Source organism: Streptococcus sp. FSL E2-3488, assembly GCF_038003585.1.
GTDB classification, from domain to species: domain Bacteria; phylum Bacillota; class Bacilli; order Lactobacillales; family Streptococcaceae; genus Streptococcus; species Streptococcus thermophilus.
On record NZ_JBBOPL010000001.1, the window covers coordinates 1,330,731 to 1,349,168 of the forward strand.

Annotated in this window: 17 protein-coding genes, 3 tRNA genes and 1 other RNA gene; 1 reads left to right on the forward strand and 20 read right to left on the reverse strand. The window is 40.1% G+C overall.

Annotated elements, in window-relative coordinates; all coding sequences use genetic code 11:
• Window positions 1-86: 86 nt before the first annotated feature.
• The 12 genes from MHH90_RS06830 to parE form a co-directional block, all read right to left on the reverse strand.
• Entirely contained in the window at window positions 87-1,322 is a 1,236-nt protein-coding gene (locus MHH90_RS06830) for an aminoacyltransferase (RefSeq protein ID WP_084825857.1), read from the reverse strand.
• Entirely contained in the window at window positions 1,300-1,842 is a 543-nt protein-coding gene (locus MHH90_RS06835) for a TVP38/TMEM64 family protein (RefSeq protein ID WP_014621342.1), read from the reverse strand. The genes MHH90_RS06830 and MHH90_RS06835 overlap by 23 nt, the downstream gene beginning before the upstream one ends.
• A 212-nt stretch (window positions 1,843-2,054) precedes the next feature.
• A complete protein-coding gene (locus tag MHH90_RS06840) occupies window positions 2,055-2,675 on the reverse strand; it encodes a DUF3862 domain-containing protein (protein WP_167401452.1) in 621 nt (206 codons plus the stop codon).
• A gap of 43 nt (window positions 2,676-2,718) precedes the next feature.
• Window positions 2,719-3,068: a transfer-messenger RNA gene (gene ssrA / locus MHH90_RS06845) on the reverse strand.
• 294 nt (window positions 3,069-3,362) lie between these two features.
• Window positions 3,363-3,434, reverse strand: a tRNA-Arg gene (locus MHH90_RS06850).
• A gap of 68 nt (window positions 3,435-3,502) precedes the next feature.
• Window positions 3,503-4,705 carry a 30S ribosomal protein S1 gene (rpsA, locus tag MHH90_RS06855; RefSeq protein WP_011225678.1) on the reverse strand — a complete coding sequence of 401 codons (1,203 nt, stop codon included), beginning with the start codon at window positions 4,703-4,705 and terminating at the stop codon, window positions 3,503-3,505.
• Between the two features lie 120 nt (window positions 4,706-4,825).
• Window positions 4,826-4,897, reverse strand: a tRNA-Gln gene (locus tag MHH90_RS06860).
• A 68-nt stretch (window positions 4,898-4,965) separates the two neighbouring features.
• A tRNA-Tyr gene (locus MHH90_RS06865) sits at window positions 4,966-5,046 on the reverse strand.
• Window positions 5,047-5,106: 60 nt separating this feature from the next.
• On the reverse strand, window positions 5,107-5,337 hold the full coding sequence (locus MHH90_RS06870; protein WP_011225677.1) for a DUF2969 domain-containing protein: 231 nt from the start codon (window positions 5,335-5,337) through the stop codon (window positions 5,107-5,109).
• A 118-nt stretch (window positions 5,338-5,455) separates the two neighbouring features.
• A complete protein-coding gene (locus tag MHH90_RS06875) occupies window positions 5,456-6,484 on the reverse strand; it encodes a branched-chain amino acid aminotransferase (RefSeq protein ID WP_255408489.1) in 1,029 nt (342 codons plus the stop codon).
• A gap of 157 nt (window positions 6,485-6,641) precedes the next feature.
• Window positions 6,642-9,098: a DNA topoisomerase IV subunit A gene (parC, locus tag MHH90_RS06880; RefSeq protein WP_084825854.1), complete on the reverse strand. Its 2,457-nt coding sequence runs from the start codon at window positions 9,096-9,098 to the stop codon at window positions 6,642-6,644.
• 636 nt (window positions 9,099-9,734) lie between these two features.
• Window positions 9,735-11,684 (reverse strand): DNA topoisomerase IV subunit B, encoded by a 1,950-nt coding sequence (gene parE, locus MHH90_RS06885; RefSeq protein WP_084828589.1) that lies wholly within the window; start codon window positions 11,682-11,684, stop codon window positions 9,735-9,737.
• 137 nt (window positions 11,685-11,821) lie between these two features.
• Between parE and plsY the strand changes: the two genes are divergently transcribed.
• Entirely contained in the window at window positions 11,822-12,463 is a 642-nt protein-coding gene (gene plsY, locus MHH90_RS06890; RefSeq protein WP_002950167.1) for a glycerol-3-phosphate 1-O-acyltransferase PlsY, read from the forward strand.
• Between the two features lie 113 nt (window positions 12,464-12,576).
• Here plsY and MHH90_RS06895 read toward each other — a convergent pair whose 3' ends face one another.
• The 8 genes from MHH90_RS06895 to MHH90_RS06930 all read right to left on the reverse strand — a co-directional run bounded on the left by MHH90_RS06895 (window position 12,577) and on the right by MHH90_RS06930 (window position 18,372).
• Complete coding sequence (locus tag MHH90_RS06895) at window positions 12,577-12,936, reverse strand: helix-hairpin-helix domain-containing protein (RefSeq protein WP_002950165.1); 360 nt, start codon at window positions 12,934-12,936, stop codon at window positions 12,577-12,579.
• Between the two features lie 70 nt (window positions 12,937-13,006).
• A complete protein-coding gene (locus MHH90_RS06900; RefSeq protein WP_002950164.1) occupies window positions 13,007-13,261 on the reverse strand; it encodes a DUF1912 family protein in 255 nt (84 codons plus the stop codon).
• A gap of 112 nt (window positions 13,262-13,373) precedes the next feature.
• On the reverse strand, window positions 13,374-14,324 hold the full coding sequence (gene mmuM, locus MHH90_RS06905; protein ID WP_011680907.1) for a homocysteine S-methyltransferase: 951 nt from the start codon (window positions 14,322-14,324) through the stop codon (window positions 13,374-13,376).
• Window positions 14,325-14,335: 11 nt separating this feature from the next.
• The gene (locus MHH90_RS06910) at window positions 14,336-15,712 is read right to left on the reverse strand and encodes an amino acid permease (protein WP_167401451.1); all 1,377 of its coding nucleotides are present in this window, start codon (window positions 15,710-15,712) and stop codon (window positions 14,336-14,338) included.
• A 128-nt stretch (window positions 15,713-15,840) separates the two neighbouring features.
• Entirely contained in the window at window positions 15,841-16,440 is a 600-nt protein-coding gene (gene yihA / locus MHH90_RS06915) for a ribosome biogenesis GTP-binding protein YihA/YsxC (protein ID WP_002950154.1), read from the reverse strand.
• Window positions 16,441-16,449: 9 nt separating this feature from the next.
• Window positions 16,450-17,676 (reverse strand): ATP-dependent Clp protease ATP-binding subunit ClpX, encoded by a 1,227-nt coding sequence (clpX, locus tag MHH90_RS06920; RefSeq protein WP_084828584.1) that lies wholly within the window; start codon window positions 17,674-17,676, stop codon window positions 16,450-16,452.
• 17 nt (window positions 17,677-17,693) lie between these two features.
• Window positions 17,694-17,864 carry a hypothetical protein gene (locus MHH90_RS06925; RefSeq protein WP_002886174.1) on the reverse strand — a complete coding sequence of 57 codons (171 nt, stop codon included), beginning with the start codon at window positions 17,862-17,864 and terminating at the stop codon, window positions 17,694-17,696.
• A gap of 4 nt (window positions 17,865-17,868) precedes the next feature.
• The gene (locus tag MHH90_RS06930; protein WP_011680903.1) at window positions 17,869-18,372 is read right to left on the reverse strand and encodes a dihydrofolate reductase; all 504 of its coding nucleotides are present in this window, start codon (window positions 18,370-18,372) and stop codon (window positions 17,869-17,871) included.
• Window positions 18,373-18,438 lie beyond the last annotated feature (66 nt).

Genomic DNA, 18,438 nt, shown 5'->3' on the forward strand with positions numbered 1-18,438 from the left:
TTCTTTCTCTAAACGCTTTTATACATGGAGTAATTCCATAAACACAACTATAATGAAAGAGGACTCCCATAGAAGCCCTCCGAGACTTAGTTACGTCCAAGCAGTTTCTTAACTCCTTGAATGGCTTTATATTTTAGCGGTTGTGGATAATAACGGAAAGTTCCCATCTTACGAACGATATAACCATTAAAGTTTTGTTTAAATCGCAAAACCCCATCAGAACCATCAAAGATGCCCATGATACCAAGGAAATTATAGAAACCAATACCACGTTTAATAGCCTGTGTCATCACATACTCCTGCAAGAGTGCAGGTGCATAAAACTTATTAAATTCAGGGTAAGAGCCACTGAAAAGATAGACTGCCTCTTGAGGTGTGTAAACGAAAAGACTTCCGGCTAGAACAATGTCTTCCTGACCATACTTGTCAATAAAGGCAGTTGCTTCGCCCTTGCGAACATCAAAAGTCTCAAACTGACTTAATAGCTCCCTCAATTGGTTTTGTTTTTTCTCAGATTTTGGATTGGTCTCTAAATCAGCTTGTAATTTGACAATTCTAGCTCTCAACTTTGCCTGATTACTCTCTAAATGATCAAAGTAATCTTGAAAATTCAGGGTAGCTACCATAAAATCAGCATTATCACCAAAAGCATCATAAAAATCTTGATAATAATCTAAAGATTTGTCACTATACTCACGACGATCAGAGGTCGCTGAAGTGATTTCTTTAAAAATAGATAACTCATCGCGTTTCAATTTCTTCAGTTTAATACCGAATGTTTTGGCTTTTTTTACAAGAGGTTTCCCTTTTTTACTGAATGATTTGATGAGATCTTTTTCTTCAATCCCAGACAATTCTTTAACATAGTGCCAATCGGGCTCACCACCAGGATACCCTGTCTGCAAACCATCAAAACTATAACCTAGGTCAGTCAATTGACTAATCAATTGCTTCTGCTCACTACTTATTGGTTCACCATTACTATCAAAGATTTGATAAGTATCATAAGGTTTGATTACCAGTTCAAGAGCACCATTTGCCTTAGCATAGTCCTTCAAACATTGGTAAAAGTCACTTAGATGAGCCACACTTGAGTGAATTGGTCCACAATTCACCTCCATACGAAGCCCACCGGTCATAGGCATACTATAGACAATCGCTGAAACTTCTATTTGGTTACCTTCTTTCCAGGCAACATAGCTAATGCTAAATCCACGTTTCTCAAGAAGCTTAGCCATTTCTTCAGTTTGCATAAAAGAACGCTCAGAAACCTGTTGAGCATGTGTATTAAATTCTTCTTTAGTTACTTGAATAAAGCTCATTTTTTTCCTTCCTAAAATGGATACAGTAAATTACTAGTGAGATAAACAGCAAGAGAACAAGTATTGCCACTAACGGTAGTCGGATTGGACGACAATTAAGCAACAAATCCCCACTGACAGCATAAATAACGGAGAGTGGGGTCATTCCAATTAGTGGCGCTAAAATCCTTGTCCTTGTGGGTAATTTCATCTGAACATAAGCGTAATTGACCAAAGCTGATGGGATAAAAGGAATAGAGAATGCTAGGAAAATACCAATAAAGCGATGTTTAAAGTACTCATCATAGTTTAGGAGTTTCTCCATACGTTTAGACTTATCAAGTCTTCTTAAAATTTCAATTCTAGTCAAATTATCAAAAGTATTACCTATAATATTCAAGGGAATTGAAAGCAAAGGGGCATAAAGTAGCCCAACAAAAATACAAAAAATAGAACTTGAAACTCCAAAAATAGCTAATGACAGAATCATGAGACTAATAAGAACAAGTGCATTTAAAAAATTTGCCTGCTTAAAAACCAATTTTAAAAAGGTTTGATCATGATTAGCATTCCTCTATTTCTTGATTTTGGGGATAAAGTTATTTAAAAGAAGCCATAAGATTACCAGAATTAAACCTACTATCCCTATAAAAAATACCCTTTTTAGTCATTACATTTTCACAAATTTAATCACTCCTTTTATTATAACAAAAAAATACCTTCATTGATTTAGAAAGGCATCTTTTACTGTGATTACTTGTTAATCAAATTTTCTTGAGACTTGTTTTCCAAGGTACCATTTTTAAAGTTAAGAGTAAGGCTACCTGTTTTCCCTTTCTTAGTTACAAGGTTAGATGACCAAAGTGCTTGTGTCATTGTCGCATCAGAAGAAACAGCGATAGAATAAACATCTGGTACCCCAAGTATTTTGACCGCATTATCATAGCTAGTTCCATTTTTAAGATCTTCATACATTTTCAAAGTGATTTTAGAATCCCGAACGTAAGAAAAAGTTGAAATTGACTTAACAACGGTACTATTGTTAAAAAGTTTTGATGTAACAACAACATTATCATACTGCCAATTATAGACATCAAGCGTGGCGTCTCCTGCCTGCTCATGACTAGTTGATGTTGGCTCACCAAACCACCCCTTCAAACTATCAAGATTTGATCCCCCAGAAAACTCCTGAGAAGCATTTGCCATGATAATCTTATCAAAGTTCTGACGAACATTTCCATGCTTAACAGTTAAAACCTTTGATGCTTCATTATCCAAAGAACCTTTCGTCTCAGTCTTAGACGAAGAATTTCCGCAAGCAGCTAAGGAAACAAGTGAGACACCTAAAACGGTCAAAGACAAAAATTTTTTCATAATAAGTTACTATACACAAATAAAAGGCTGACGCCTCAAGTTTTTATGGAGCCGGTGGGAGTCGAACCCACGTCCAAGCATCTGCCAACATATTCGTCTACGACCATAGGTTATGTCTTTCATTTAACAGATAGACGACACATAACTCAAGCCTTCTATATGCGAGCCTATAAATCTCTTTTCGACCAGCTAGGCAATGATCGAACGTAGCTTATAAATCAATAAAACCTCTAAACAAACATAAGCAATCTGCTAGAAGTCACGCGAGCAGGTGTTTAGGCTGCTACAGCGTAAGAATTAGTATTTTTTGCAGTTATATTTAACTGAGCGTTAACGTCGCCACACGAGTCGCAGAATATGCCTCATAATGCCTGTCGAATCCGTAACGGCCCCAATATGAGATATTGATTATTATAGCAAAATTTTTAATAAATAGCAAAAAATTACCAAGATATACACAAAAGTATAGACTATGTACGATTTATTAGCATCTAGCTTTCTACCCAATTTACAGAAATAGATAATTCGGTTATTATTACAAATTACTATTCATTGACTTTCTCCCTAAACTCTAAAGATACTATATATCAGTTACCTTTTCTAACATTCCCTGAATTTAAAGAGCACTCTTGATAGATTTAACAACTAAAAAACGCTGAAAGCACTACGCTCTCAACGTTTCCACTTTGCACCCTAAGGGAATCGAACCCCTATCTCAAGAACCGGAATCTTACGTGATATCCATTACACTAAGGGTGCTAACAGTATACTATTATAGCATACTATATAATATAAAAAAAGACATGTTTCCATGTCTCTTTATTATCTTACAATTCGATATCTCCGAAAAGATCCGCCATTGAGAATCCAGATTGAGTTTCTGGAAGTTCGTAGTCACGTTTTTCTTGACGTTTTGGACGGCGTGGACGAGATTGACGCTTTTCGTTGTTTTCCCCTTCAGCGTTAGCTGGACGTTCTTCAAGAGCTTTGATAGAAAGTGATACACGTTCTGCATCAGCGTTTACTTCAAGAACTTTAACAGTAACGTCTTGACCTACTGAAAGAACATCTTTTGGATTTTCAACACGTTTGTGTGAAATTTGTGAGATGTGAACAAGTCCATCGATTCCTGGTAATACTTCAACGAAACCACCAAAGTCAGTCAAACGCTTAACTTTACCTTCGATTACATCACCAGCAGCAAGTTTTTGTTCAACACCATCCCATGGTCCAGGTGTTGTTGCTTTAAGTGAGAGTGATACACGTCCTGCTTCTTCGTCGATAGCAAGAACTTTAACTTCAATTTCATCACCAACAGATACAACTGATTTAGGTGAAACGTTACGTTCGTGAGACAATTCAGTCACGTGAACAAGTCCGTCTACACCACCAAGGTCAATGAAAGCACCGAAGCTTGTCAAACGAGCAACTTTACCAGTTACTACTGAACCAACTTCAAGTTTAGAGAAGACTTCTTTACGAGCTTCTATAGCTTCTGCTTCAACAACTTCACGACGTGAAAGGATGAAACGGTTTTCAGCTGGATCAACTTCTTTAATTTTAGCGTCAAATTCTTGACCTACGAATTGTTCAGTGTTACGAACAAAACGAGTATCAATCATTGAGGCTGGAATAAATCCACGGAGTCCTTCAAATTCAACTGAAAGTCCACCTTTAACAGCACGTGTTCCTTTAACAGTAACAACTTCTTCTTCACGACCAACAAGTTTATCCCAAGCTTTGCGAGCCTCCAAGCGTTTTTTAGATACAAGGTAAGTTACAGTATCAGTATCTTTACCAACAACTTGACGAAGAACAAGCACTTCAAGTGTTTCACCATCTTTAACAAGGTCGGCAACGTTTGCGTCACGGTCATTTGTCAATTCACGACGTGTCAAAACACCTTCGATACCTGTTCCTTCGATAACAACATTTGCTTGATCATTATCTACTGAGATAACTTCAGCTGTTACAACGTCACCTGTGCTAACTTCGCTAACACTATTTAGCAATTCTTCAAATTCGTTCATTCTAAAAAAATCCTCCAACAAGAGCCAGCCAATTCTGACCCTTGATAACAATATATTTTTCAAGGTACCCGCAAAGACAATTATTAACATAGACGGTGCCAATGCACCCGATACCATTGACTGGGGTAGCTGGATTCGAACCAACGCATGAGGGAGTCAAAGTCCCTTGCCTTACCGCTTGGCTATACCCCAATAACAAAATGCTATAAAAAAACATCTAAGCACTTGATATCGAATATTCCGATTCAGTTTCTTAGACATGGAGAGAGAGGGATTCGAACCCCCGAACCCGAAGGAGCGGATTTACAGTCCGCCGCGTTTAGCCTCTTCGCTATCTCTCCTTAAGAACAAGAAACAGTATAACACAGTTTCTTGATCAAAGCAAGCCTTTACTTTGGATTTTAATGATTAAGATTGTAGGCTTCGATAATGGCAGCTATTGCATCATCCATTTTCTTGTGGAAACCTGATACATTTTCTTTATCAACAACGGCAAACTTTCCATCGATTTCTACAATTTGTCCGATGACTTTCTTTCCAACAAGAAGCTCAAAACCTTCAATGGTTGCTTTGTTTACAATGACTTTGGCATCTTTGATTTGGATTTCAATTTTTTTGTCTTTTTTACTCATAGATCTATACCCGATACCTAAATCGAGCCATCCTTTCTTAGTGTATGTCCTTAATTTTACCGAAAAAGAGAAAAGCTTGCAAGGGCAAGCTTTAAAATAATCATTTATTTACTTGGAATTAGTCAACTTTGACAATCCATCCTTCTGGGGCCTCAACGTCACCAAATTGGATACCTGTTAGCTCATCATAAAGTTTACGTGTTACAGGTCCGACTTCTGTTTCTGAATAGAAGACATGGAAGTCATCACCGTGTTGTACACCACCAATTGGTGTGATAACAGCAGCTGTACCACAGGCACCGGCTTCGACAAATTTATCCAACTCGGCAATCTTAACATCACCTTGAATAGCTTTCATACCAAAACGATTTTCAGCCAGGTAAAGCAATGAGAATTTCGTAATTGATGGCAAGATAGATGGGCTAAGCGGAGTAATGAACTCATTATCTGCTGTAATCCCAAAGAAGTTTGCAGAACCGACTTCTTCAATCTTAGTGTGGGTTGCTGGGTCAAGGTAGATAACATCAGAGAAATTAGAATCATGGGCAATTTTCCCTGGCAACATACTTGCCGCGTAGTTACCACCAACCTTAGCAGCACCTGTACCATGTGGTGCTGCACGGTCATATTCGTCCTGGATAAGGAAATTCGTTGGAGCCAATCCGCCTTTGAAGTAGTTCCCTACTGGCATAGCGAAAATTGTAAAGATATACTCATCTGCCGGGTGAACACCAATAATGTCTCCAACCCCAATCAAGAGTGGACGAAGATAAAGTGTTGCGCCAGTACCATATGGTGGGACGTATTCTTCATTAGCACGGACTACTTTTTTACAAGCATCTACAAATTTTTCCACTGGAACTTGTGGCATCAAAAGACGATCAGCAGTACGTTGTAGACGTTTGGCATTTTCATCTGGACGGAACAATTGAATAGAGCCATCTTTAGTGCGGTAAGCTTTGAGACCTTCAAAAGCTTCTTGACCATAGTGAAGGGCTGGAGATGATTCTGAAATGTGCAAGGTTGCATCCTCAGTCAATTGCCCCTCATCCCATTTACCATCTTTGTAATATGAAATATAACGGAATGGAAGTTTACGGTAATTAAATCCTAAATTTTCCCAGTCTAAATCAACTGTCATGTGTATGTCCTCTTTTCTGTTACTATGTGCTCTCTAGTATAGTCCTTTTCATTGAAAATTTCAATGTTATTTTGCAAAATTCTGACAATTATTTTATAAGAGTTATTTTGTCAGCCAAAGAAAAAACTCTGTCCTCTAGTAAGAGAACAAAGCTTTCTTAACTCTATTTTTTAAGAATTTTGGCTGAGAAGACTTCTTTATCTGCTAGTCCTTCAATGAAACTTCCATTGCTAGTACGCTCTGACAGATTAAGAAGTGATAAATCAACCTCTGCAGTTTCACCTGTCGTAGCTATTACAAACAAGATCTGAGGAGTCTCTTCTACTGGTGTTGCTAGAAGATCTATCTCAGCTCCAGCATTTTCTGTAAAGACTGGACCAGCTGTGAAGACACGGTGAGGCTTGGTCTTAAGCTCACGAAGAACCTGGAGACCTCGACCAGCTCGCTTAGCCCGTGGAATATCGGACGTCGCCACACGTTTGAGACTAGCTCGTTGTGTAAGTAAGTAGAAACTTTGCGTATTTGCCACAAAAACGGCTTGAACCTTGTCGTCATCCTTAAGATTGATTGCCTTAACACCTACTGCCTTAGCACCAACCACTGGAACTTCATCCGCATTGAAACGAAGGGCATATCCTTTTTGAGTGATAATCATGATATCATCCAATTGAATTGGAGTTACTGTGACAATCATATCACTTTCATCCTTGAGTTTACCATATTTAACTGACTTAGACTTATAGGTACGCCATGGCGTAAATTCCTTACGTTCGAAACGTTTAATTTGACCAAGCTTAGTGGTTGCCAGGTAAGTACCAGTTTCAAAATCATCCAGGATTTCTGCATAAAGCACTTTTTCATCTTTTGAAAAATTAGTTATAGTTTGTGATAAATGCTCTCCTAGATCCTTCCAACGAATATCTGGTAACTCATGTATTGGACGATAAATCACATTGGCCTGATTGGTAAAAATCAAGAGATGCTGTGTCGTCTTAGCCTGCTGAACCAGAATCAAATCATCATCATCACGTTTTCCAACTTCTTCAATCTTCGAAGCATTGAAAGATCGTGGGCTAGTACGTTTGACATAACCACCACGAGTGATGCTGACATAGGTTTCTTCTTCAACAATTAGACTTGCGGTATCAATTTCAATAGTCTTGGTTTCTGCTTGCAACTCTGAACGACGGTCATTTCCAAATTTCTTCTTAATATCACGAAGTTCACGTTTCATGACATTAAACAGGGTACGCTCATCACCAATGATGGCAGCCAAGGTCGCAATCTGTTCACGTAAATTGGCTTCCTCATTTTGGAGAGCGACGATATCCGTATTTGTTAAACGATAAAGTTGCAAGGTCACGATAGCTTCGGCTTGTTCTTCTGAAAAATCATAGCTGACTTTAAGATTTTCCTTGGCATCTGACTTATTTTCAGAAGCTCTGATAAGGGAAATAACCTCATCCAAAATTGAGATAACACGAATCAACCCTTCAACAATATGAAGGCGTTTTTCAGCCTTTTCCTTATCAAATTTTGAACGAGCAACGATAATATCGCGACGGTGAGCAATGTAGCTAGACAAAATCTTTTGTAAGCCCACTTGACGTGGGGTGAAATGATCAATAGCCACCATATTGAAATTGTAGTTGACCTGCAGATCCGTATATTTCAAAAGGTAGTTAAGAATGGTTTGGCTGTCAGCATCCTTCTTAAGTTCGATAGCAATACGCAAGCCTGAACGGTCAGACTCATCACGAACTTCTGCAATGCCTGGAACCTTGTTATTGACTCGAATATCATCAATTTTTTTAACAAGAACTGCCTTATTAACATCGTAAGGAATTTCAGTAACAATAATCTGTTTCTTGCCACCTTTGAGTTGTTCAATTTCAGTACGCGAACGCACGACTACTCGGCCCTTACCAGTTTCGTAAGCCTTACGAATCTCATCTTTCCCCTGAATAATAGCACCTGTCGGGAAATCTGGTCCAGGCAAGAATTCCATCAACTTATCCAGTTTAGCAGATGGATGGTCAATCATATAAACAACGGCATCGATGACTTCTGCCAGATTATGTGGCGGAATGTCTGTAGCATAACCAGCAGAAATCCCTGTCGCACCATTGACCAAAAGGTTTGGAAAGGCTGCAGGTAAAACGGTTGGTTCCTTCTCTGTATCATCAAAGTTCCAAGCCCAAGGAACAGTGTTTTTATCGATATCTTGAAGAAGATACCCAGCAATCTCTGACAAGCGTGCCTCGGTATAACGCATAGCCGCTGGTGGATCACCGTCCATAGAACCATTGTTACCGTGCATCTCAACTAGGATTTCACGATTCTTCCAGTCCTGGGACATACGCACCATGGCATCGTAAATAGAGCTATCACCATGTGGGTGGAAATTACCCATGATGTTACCAACAGACTTAGCCGATTTACGATAGCCTTTGTCATAGGTATTGCCATCCTTATTCATGGAATAAAGAATACGACGTTGAACGGGTTTCAGACCGTCACGAATGTCAGGTAGCGCACGCTCCTGAATGATGTATTTGGAGTAGCGTCCAAAACGCTCTCCCATGATGTCCTCAAGGGACATGTTTTGAATGTTAGACATAAGATACAAAGGGACGATTCGGCTTGCCGAAAATCTCTGTAGAAAAATAGGAAACCGATGCAAGGTTCGATGAAGCCAAGGCGATTTATCTACTTTTCCTAAGAAATTAGTCCCGTGTTCAGTTACATTCAGTAACCAAACGACCCTTTCTGTAAAGTTTAAAATACGTTGTTAAATGGTGGGGAAGGAATTTTCACACAGTATTTAGGGCGTGTTCAACTCCTTTCAAAGAATGTTGAGTGGTTTTCTATAGAAAAAGGAATTTAGTTACTGCAAGTAACCGAACAATCCTTTCTGTAGTTTAAAGTGTTTAAAATAGATTATTGAATCAGTGATTAGAGAGTTCCTCCTCAGCATAAGCCGTCATCTCTCATTCTCTTTATGATTGTAGGCAAACTCCATCTTTTTAGCCAATCATACTTACCTGTAAAATCATCATGAGAAGCCTTACCTCTAAAAAACTTTCAGGGTCTCCAAATTTAGATTCAATTACCTTAAGTATGCATAGACGAAATACTATCGGTGTATACAATCCTAAAAGTCTAATTTGTCGACGATTCATGATGATTACAAGAAAAATTGAGGACAAAAAACTAATAAAAGAAAACCTAAGTATAGATCCATTATTCACACTCCTTAAAACGCTGTCGTTTCTTCCAAGGTAAATTTAACATTATCCTCAATCCATTGACGGCGAGGAGCTGCCTTATCTCCCATTAGCACTGAGACGCGGCGTTCGGCACGCGCTAAATCGTCAATAGTCACTTGGATAAGCGTTCTGGTCTCTGGATTCATGGTTGTTTCCCAAAGCTGGTCAGCATTCATTTCACCAAGTCCTTTGTAACGTTGGAGAAGCGCACCTCTACCAAACTTTTGACGAAGTTCTTCAAGTTCCCCATCGGTCCAAGCATATTCGACAACTTCCTTCTTGCCTTTACCTTTAGACATCTTATAAAGAGGGGGCAAAGCAATATAAACGTGCCCTGTTTCAACCAATGGACGCATATAACGATAGAAGAAAGTAAGCAACAAGGTCTGGATGTGAGCTCCATCGGTATCAGCATCGGTCATGATGATAATCTTGTCATAGTTGATATCGTCAAGGTTAAAATCAGCTCCAACACCTGCACCAATAGTGTAAATCATGGTATTGATTTCTTCATTTTTGAGAATATCTGCCATTTTGGCTTTCTCTGTATTTAGGACCTTACCTCGTAAGGGCAGAATTGCCTGGAATTTACGATCACGGCCTTGTTTGGCTGATCCACCAGCAGAGTCCCCTTCGACCAGATAGAGCTCATTTTTCTTGGCATTTTTAGACTGGGCTGGTGTCAGTTTCCCTGACAAGAGTCCCTTGTCTTTTTTATTTTTCTTTCCATTTCGGCTAGCATCACGAGCTTTTCTGGCAGCTTCACGGGCATCACGGGCCTTGATAGCCTTACGCACCAAGTTAGAAGCCAGATCTCCATTTTCCATAAGGAAATAAGTCAGATACTCTGAAACAATACCATCAACAATAGGGCGAGCAAGTGGTGACCCCAACTTATCCTTGGTTTGCCCCTCAAACTGAAGGTGCTCTTCAGGAACTAAGAGCGAGATAACCGCTGACAAGCCCTCACGGTAATCCGACCCTTCAAGGTTCTTATCCTTTTCTTTGAGTAAGCCAGTCTTACGTGCATAATCGTTAAAGGCCTTGGTAATAGCAGATTTGAACCCCGTCTCGTGAGTACCTCCGTCCTTAGTTCGGACATTATTAACAAAGGAAAGGATATTATCAGAGTAACCATCATTGTACTGAAGGGCTAATTCCAAGTGAAAATCTTGCTGATCTCCATCAATATAGATGACTGGCGTCAGCGTTTCCTTGTCTTCATTCAAGTAAGACACAAAGTCTTGGACTCCATTTTCATAATGGAATTCTTCGCGTACTTCTTCTTCACCACGCAAGTCTGTCAATGTCATGGTAACATTCTTAAGAAGGAAGGCTGATTCTTTGAGACGCTCTGAGATAGTATTAAATTTGAAGTCTGTCGTTGAAAAGATGCTAGCATCAGGCATGAAGGTTACTTTTGTCCCTGTCTTAGACTTAGGTGCCTTGCCAATCTTTTCGAGCCCTGTAACAGGGTGACCACCATTTTCAAAACGCTGGCGATAAACACTACCATCACGGGTAATCTCTACCTCAAGCCAGCTAGAAAGTGCATTTACAACTGATGATCCTACACCGTGAAGACCACCAGAAGTCTTATAACCACCTTGTCCAAATTTACCACCTGCGTGGAGGACTGTGAAAATAACTTCTACCGTTGGTTTACCCATGGCATGCATACCTGTCGGCATCCCACGTCCAGAGTCAGAAACGGAAACAGAACCATCCTTATTTAAGGTGACAGCAATGACATCACCAAAGCCTGAGAGAGCTTCATCGACCGCATTGTCGACAATCTCCCAAACCAAGTGATGAAGACCTGTCCCATCTGTTGAGCCAATGTACATCCCTGGGCGTTTGCGAACAGCATCTAACCCTTCCAGTACCTGAATGGCATCATCATTATAATTATTTACATTTATTTCTTTTTTAGCCAAGAGTGACCTCCAAAATTTTCATCCTTATTATTTTATAAGTTTTCAAAAGAATTTGCAAAGGAAATTGAGAAAGCTCATAGGGTATCTTTATGCTGACTAGCTTTGTCAATTACTAGGCTGTATGCTATAATTATCTCATGAAAATCTTATTGTTAATCCTTATCGCCTACTTGCTAGGTTCCATTCAGACTGGTCTCTGGATTGGAAAAGTTTTCTTTCACACTAATCTTCGAGAGCATGGATCTGGAAATACTGGAACAACCAATACCTTTCGTGTTCTTGGTAAGACTGCTGGCACAATCACTTTCTTAGTGGACATGCTTAAAGGAACTTTGGCAGTGCTCTTACCTATTTGGCTGGGTGTCACGGAAGTGTCACCCCTAATCATTGGTTTCTTTGCAATTATCGGGCATGTTTTTCCATTCTTTACGGGATTTAAGGGTGGAAAAGCCGTTGCGACAAGTGCTGGGGTGCTTCTTGGTTTTGTTCCCCTCTACTTTGTCTTCCTACTCCTGGTCTTTGCTTTAACGCTCTATTTAACCAGCATGATTTCATTTTCAAGTATCACTGCTGCAGTTGTTGGACTGATCACCTTGGCTACTTTTCCAGCCATCCACTTCTTGCTAGATGGCTATGACCCAATCTTTAGTGCTGTTCTTATCATCATAGCTTTAGTGATTATTTTCCGTCACACTGAAAATATAGCTCGTATCCGTAACCATCGAGAAAACCTGGTACCCTTTGGACTTAATTTAACTAAACAAAATCCAAATAAATAATTAATTACTATTGACCACTAGCCAAGCTAGTGGTTTTCTTGTTCTGCTAACCAACTGACGGCCTCAAAACAAATAATAAAGATCCAAAGTCTCTACCTCGGATCTTTTTAGGCTTAAGCTTTAAAGCTGACACCATTTTCTTTTAATTTTTTAACTGTCGCAGGTCCTACCCCCTTGAGCGCTAGGACTTCTTCTTCAGTCACAGTAGCAAAAGCCGCTACTGACGTCAAACCTTCATTGTAGAGGGTCTCTACAAGGTTCGAACGAAGACCGTCAACTTCTGGAAGTTCTGCAAAGGATTCAAGACTAAGATCTGTAGTTACCACTTCTTCCTTAGCAACTGTCTTAGATTCAGCAAGAGGTTGTGGTGCTACTGGTGGCACCGGTGGAACAGGGGCTTTAAGATTATTGAAAAGTCCTTGTTTTTTCAAACGGTGTTTAAAAGCTTTCTTTTTATTTTTTACTTTAGCCATGTCTAGTTTTCTCCTATTTTGACAAACGACTTTTTCTTATAAAGCACGGTTGTCATTTTTTCATTCTCTATTAATAGTGACGTTCTCCGAACAGGCCATCTGGCATATCATGGAAACCTTTACCCGCACGATAATTGGTAAACTTACCAATTAGGAAATTGTAGGCATCTAATTTAGCCTCATAACGGAAACTTGCATCACGTGCACGCTCATCGCCATCTTCTTCCCAGATTTTCTTGCTAGCAGCCAAAGCCGTTTCGTTTACTTTAACTTGGGTAACAACCCATTCCTCAAAGTCTTTTAGAAATTCTTGTTCGTAGGTCATGTTTTCCTCTTCATTTTAAAAACCAGCTTAATGCTGGCTTCATTTTCTACTAATAGTGTGTAGAGCTAATAGCCTTACAATTTCTTATTATAACAAATAATTAGAAATTTGACTAGGTTCTAAATTCTTGATATAAGGCTTTAATGTCATTTGGACGTGTTCGACAGCAACCACCCAAAATTTTCACGCCAAAATGAGCATGCCAATACTTGCTATGTTCAACTAGGGTTAAAGCGTCTTTATCTTTGGGTTTCCAAGTCTGACTGTCGCCATCATAAACTTCACCTGAATTGGGATAAGTAATGAGCGCCTTGCCAGCATTCTTAAGAAAAGCTAGAGCCTGGTTATACAGAAGAGGTGAACTACAGTTGATGCCTACAGCCAAGATTTGATTTGACTGAGAAACAAGCTTGGCCATTTCAGCTAGAGAAGTCCCATCACTGATAGCATCTGGAATCTGGACTGTAAAACTCATATAAGCTTCTGCTTCTGGAAACTCTTCAGCTAGAAGTTCAATCAAGGCTTGTGTTTCCAAACGATTTGGAATGGTTTCCAAAGCCAACAAATCCACACCTTGATCTAGGAGAATTTGAATCCTAGGGCGATGAAAATCCTTAAGCTCCTTGATAGTAATTTGACCATAATCACCACTATACTCAGAACCATTAGCCAAATAAGCCGCGTACGGACCAACATCTCCAGAAATCAAAGGATATGGTCGTTTTGCTTTCTCAGTCTCATCTAATGCTCCCCATACCTTATCACGTGCAGCCTTTGCTAACCGGACCGTCAGGGCAATAATCTGCTCCGCTGCTTTCTCGGTAAGTCCTGCCTCTACCAATCCAGGTAAGGTCGCCTGATAAGATGACGTGGTAATCAAGTCAGCCCCAGCAGCTACATAAGTTTCGTGAAGTTCTTGAATAACTTCTGACTTCTCAAGAAGGTACTTAGCTGACCAGAGCTTACCTGAAATATCATACCCCAGGGCTTCCATCTCTGTTCCTAGAGCCCCATGAAGAATGAGGAGAGAATTATTTTCCAAATAATCTTTAAATGTTGCCATAAAACTCCTCCTTACCATTTGTTAAAGCAAAGGTAGTGATAAAGGTAACAGAAAATCATGAAAGGAATACCGAAATAGAGTCCCGCACGTTGTGAACTATCCCAAGCAATCCCAAGCACAGAAATAGCCAACAGAACAATTGTGATATAAGGGAGGATTGGATTAAACGGTGTCTTATAGTCCAGTTCGTCTTCGGAATGTTCTAGCTTCCACTGTTTTCGGAAATTAATCTGTGCCATAGGAATAGAAAGCCAAACAACAACAACTGCAAAACCAGCAATTGATACTAGAGCTAGATAAACCGTATCCGCTGCATAGATACTTGAGAAGAGCGATAAAACTGCCCCAGCCATGGAAATCAAAAGGGCTGTGATTGGAACGCCATGCTTATTGATTTTCACTAGTTTTTTATTGAGCATTCCCTCATTGGCCAAAGACCAAAGCATACGGCTTGAAGCATAGAGTCCCGAATTCCCAGCCGAAAGAATAGCTGTCAGGATAACAAAATTCATAATGTCTGCCGCAAATGGAATCCCCATCTTGTCAAAGACATCAACGAAAGGGGCTGAGGATACCCCTGCTTCTTTCATTGGAAGAAGCGAAGCCAATACCACAATAGTCAAGACGAAGAAGATAACCAAACGTCCAATGGTTGTTTTAATAGCACGTGGAACAGCCTCTTTGGGATTATCTGTTTCACCAGCTGCAATACCGATTAATTCTGTTCCCGAAAAGGCATAATTAACCGCCAACATAACTGACACAATGGCAAGACCTCCATTGGGAAAGAGACCATTGGCCGTCAAATGCTTAAACATAATAGCTTCATGGTGACCTTCAAAACGCACCAAACCAAACATAGCTCCTAGACCTAGTATGATAAAAACCAAGATGGCGATGACTTTGATTGACGAGAAGACGGATTCTGCTTCCGCAAAAGATCTCACACTCAAAGCATTAATCCCCAAAATTACTAAGGCAAAGAAGGCTGCAAAAATCCAAGCCGGAACTGACGGAAACCAGCGTTGCATCAGCATGGCCGCACCTAGGAATTCTGTCCCCAAGGCAACCGTCCAACAAATCCAATAAAGCCAGGCTACAGTAAAACCTGTTCCAGGACTGATAAACTTAGTGGCATAGGTGTGAAAGGATCCCGTTACTGGCATAGCTACTGCTAACTCCCCCAACGAAAGCATAACCAAGTAAACGACAACAGCTCCCACAAGATAAGAGAGGATAGCACCAAGGGGACCTGCTTGTGCAATCGTATAGCCCGAGCTCAAGAAAAGACCAGTGCCGATAACACCACCCAGCGAGAGCATAAAGAGGTGGCGTGAGGTCATCTTCCGTTGAAACTGACCCTCATTTTCATAATTATGGTTTTCCATAGATTCCTCCAATAAATGTAATAAAACAAGCTTATCACAATAAAAGATCTTTGGATAATAGGTTGAAACTATCAAAGAGATAGAGAAAAACTATCACAAGAAAAAACTCGGATTTCACCGAGCTTTTCTTACAATTCTGCCAAAATAGTATCCCATGCCTCGTCATAGCCATCACGTGTGACAGATGAAAAAACGATGAAATGGTCATTTTTGTCGAAATTGAGTTTTTTCTTAATGATCGATTCGTGCTTGTTCCATTTTCCACGAGGAATCTTATCAGCCTTAGTCGCTACAACAATAACTGGAATTTCATAATACTTTAGAAATTCATACATTTGAATATCGTCCTGAGTTGGCTCATGTCGGAGGTCAACCAAGCTAACAACGACACGAAGATTATCTCGAGTCACAAGGTACTCCTCAATCATTTTCCCCCATTTAGCACGTTCTTTTTTGGAAACACGGGCATAACCATAACCTGGAACATCCACAAAGCGTAACTTGTCGTCAATATTATAGAAATTGAGCAATTGTGTTTTTCCTGGTTTACCAGAAGTACGTGCTAGATTTTTACGACCAAGAAGTGTATTGATAAAGCTTGACTTACCAACATTCGATCGTCCTGCTAGGGCAACTTCAGGTAGGTCATCTTGTGGGTAGTGACTCTTATTTGCCGCACTGAGTAAAATCTCAGCATTGTGCGTATTTAGGACTTGTTCTTCAGTCATAGGTCCTCCTTATGCTGTTTCCAATACTGGAGCAGCTTTCCCATCAACAGCTTCTTTGGTGATACGAACCTTAGTGACATCTTCCTGACTAGGGATTTCAAACATAACATCCATCATGACTTCTTCAATGATAGAGCGAAGCCCACGCGCACCAGTCTTACGTTCAATTGCCTTACTTGCAATAGCCTCAAGGGCATCCTGGTCAAACTCAAGTTCAACCCCATCATAAGACAAGAGGGTTTGATACTGCTTCACCAAGGCATTCCTAGGCTCTGTCAAAATACGCACCAAGTCGTCAACCGTTAACTGTTCAAGGGCCGCAAGAACTGGCAAACGTCCGATAAATTCAGGGATAAGTCCAAATTTTTGGATATCTTCAGCCACAATTTCTTTCATGTATGATGATTCGTCATCAATTGCTTTATTATTTTGACCAAACCCAATGATTTTCTCACCAAGACGTTGCTTAACGATATCTTCGATACCATCAAAAGCACCACCCACGATAAAGAGAATATTCTTAGTATCAATTTGAATCATCTCTTGATTAGGGTGTTTACGACCACCTTGAGGTGGAACGCTAGCCACTGTTCCCTCAATAATCTTCAAGAGAGCTTGTTGAACCCCTTCACCTGAAACATCACGAGTGATTGAAACATTCTCACCTTTTTTGGCAATCTTATCAATCTCGTCCACGTAGATAATCCCACGTTCCGCACGTTCAATATTAAAGTCTGCCGCTTGGATTAGTTTGAGGAGGATATTTTCCACATCCTCACCCACATAACCTGCCTCTGTCAATGATGTCGCATCCGCAATCGCGAAAGGAACATTCAAACTACGAGCCAAAGTCTGAGCTAAGTAAGTTTTCCCTGACCCTGTTGGTCCAATCATGAGGATATTTGATTTTTGCAAGTCCACATCATGATCTTCACGACTTTCTGTGAAGTTGATACGTTTATAGTGGTTGTAAACAGCTACTGCCAAGGCACGTTTGACACGATCTTGCCCCACGACATAGTTGTTCAAAATATCTAAAAGTTCTTTTGGCTTTGGCGTTTCAGCCAAGTCAGCTAAAACTTCTTCAGCCGTTTCCTCACGAATGATTTCTTGTGACAAGGCCACACATTCGTTACAGATAAAGACGCCATTACCGGCGATAATTTTCTTCACTTCTTCTTGGTTTTTGCCACAAAATGAACAATAAACCATCTCTTCATTACGATTTCCAGCCATTTATTCCTCACTCTTTTCTAAAATAGGGTGCCATAGAAGGCATGAATAGTATTGACAAGGTTAGTAAAAGCATTTAAAAAGAGAAAAACTGCTAACCCATAACGTTTCTTACGAAAGGCAGGAATTGCGGAAAGCACACAAAGCACTCCCAATAATGCAGTAAATAATCCAAAAACACTACGTTGCATGAACCTAGTCCCCTTCTTTTTCATAGCGACTTATACTAAAGTCATAGGCATTTTTTTCATTCTTGGGCACGCGGTCACGCGATACCTCTTTAAATGCCGTCGTATCTAGTTGTGGAAAATATGTGTCTCCCTCTAAATCAGCCTCAATAGTTGTTTTGATGAGCATATCATAATGTCCATCAAAAGCCTTGTAGACACTAGCACCACCAGCAATATAGAGATCCTTATCTTGCTGTTCAAACCAAGCTAGAGCTTCCTCAACACTCGTAACGGTCGTTACTTCCTCACAGTCGAAGTCCTTGTCTCGTGTTAGAATTAAGGTTTCACGTCCTGGGAGGCAACGACGGTTCATGCCATCAAAGGTCACACGTCCCATAAGAATTGCTGAACCCATGGTCGTTTTCTTGAAATGTGCCAGTTCAGCAGGCAAGTGCCACGGCATGGTGTGATTCTTCCCAATAACATGGTTACGAGCTTCCGCCCAAATAGCAATGATTTGTTTAGACACGGTATTTCCTTTTCTTTATAAGTTTACAATCCATTCTAACAAAAAAAGACAAAAAGAGCTTGGAAA

What these genes read in the sequence shown, in the direction of transcription:
- parC (WP_084825854.1), bottom strand. Translation starts at nt 9,098, where the DNA reads ATGTCTAACATTCAAAACATGTCCCTTGAGGACATCATGGGAGAGCGT.
- MHH90_RS06830 (WP_084825857.1), bottom strand. Translation starts at nt 1,322, where the DNA reads ATGAGCTTTATTCAAGTAACTAAAGAAGAATTTAATACACATGCTCAA.
- MHH90_RS06925 (WP_002886174.1), bottom strand. Translation starts at nt 17,864, where the DNA reads ATGCAACGTAGTGTTTTTGGATTATTTACTGCATTATTGGGAGTGCTT.
- MHH90_RS06840 (WP_167401452.1), bottom strand. Translation starts at nt 2,675, where the DNA reads ATGAAAAAATTTTTGTCTTTGACCGTTTTAGGTGTCTCACTTGTTTCC.
- clpX (WP_084828584.1), bottom strand. Translation starts at nt 17,676, where the DNA reads ATGGCTGGAAATCGTAATGAAGAGATGGTTTATTGTTCATTTTGTGGC.
- MHH90_RS06870 (WP_011225677.1), bottom strand. Translation starts at nt 5,337, where the DNA reads ATGAGTAAAAAAGACAAAAAAATTGAAATCCAAATCAAAGATGCCAAA.
- mmuM (WP_011680907.1), bottom strand. Translation starts at nt 14,324, where the DNA reads ATGGCAACATTTAAAGATTATTTGGAAAATAATTCTCTCCTCATTCTT.
- rpsA (WP_011225678.1), bottom strand. Translation starts at nt 4,705, where the DNA reads ATGAACGAATTTGAAGAATTGCTAAATAGTGTTAGCGAAGTTAGCACA.
- MHH90_RS06910 (WP_167401451.1), bottom strand. Translation starts at nt 15,712, where the DNA reads ATGGAAAACCATAATTATGAAAATGAGGGTCAGTTTCAACGGAAGATG.
- yihA (WP_002950154.1), bottom strand. Translation starts at nt 16,440, where the DNA reads ATGACTGAAGAACAAGTCCTAAATACGCACAATGCTGAGATTTTACTC.
- MHH90_RS06895 (WP_002950165.1), bottom strand. Translation starts at nt 12,936, where the DNA reads ATGGCTAAAGTAAAAAATAAAAAGAAAGCTTTTAAACACCGTTTGAAA.
- plsY (WP_002950167.1), top strand. Translation starts at nt 11,822, where the DNA reads ATGAAAATCTTATTGTTAATCCTTATCGCCTACTTGCTAGGTTCCATT.
- MHH90_RS06900 (WP_002950164.1), bottom strand. Translation starts at nt 13,261, where the DNA reads ATGACCTACGAACAAGAATTTCTAAAAGACTTTGAGGAATGGGTTGTT.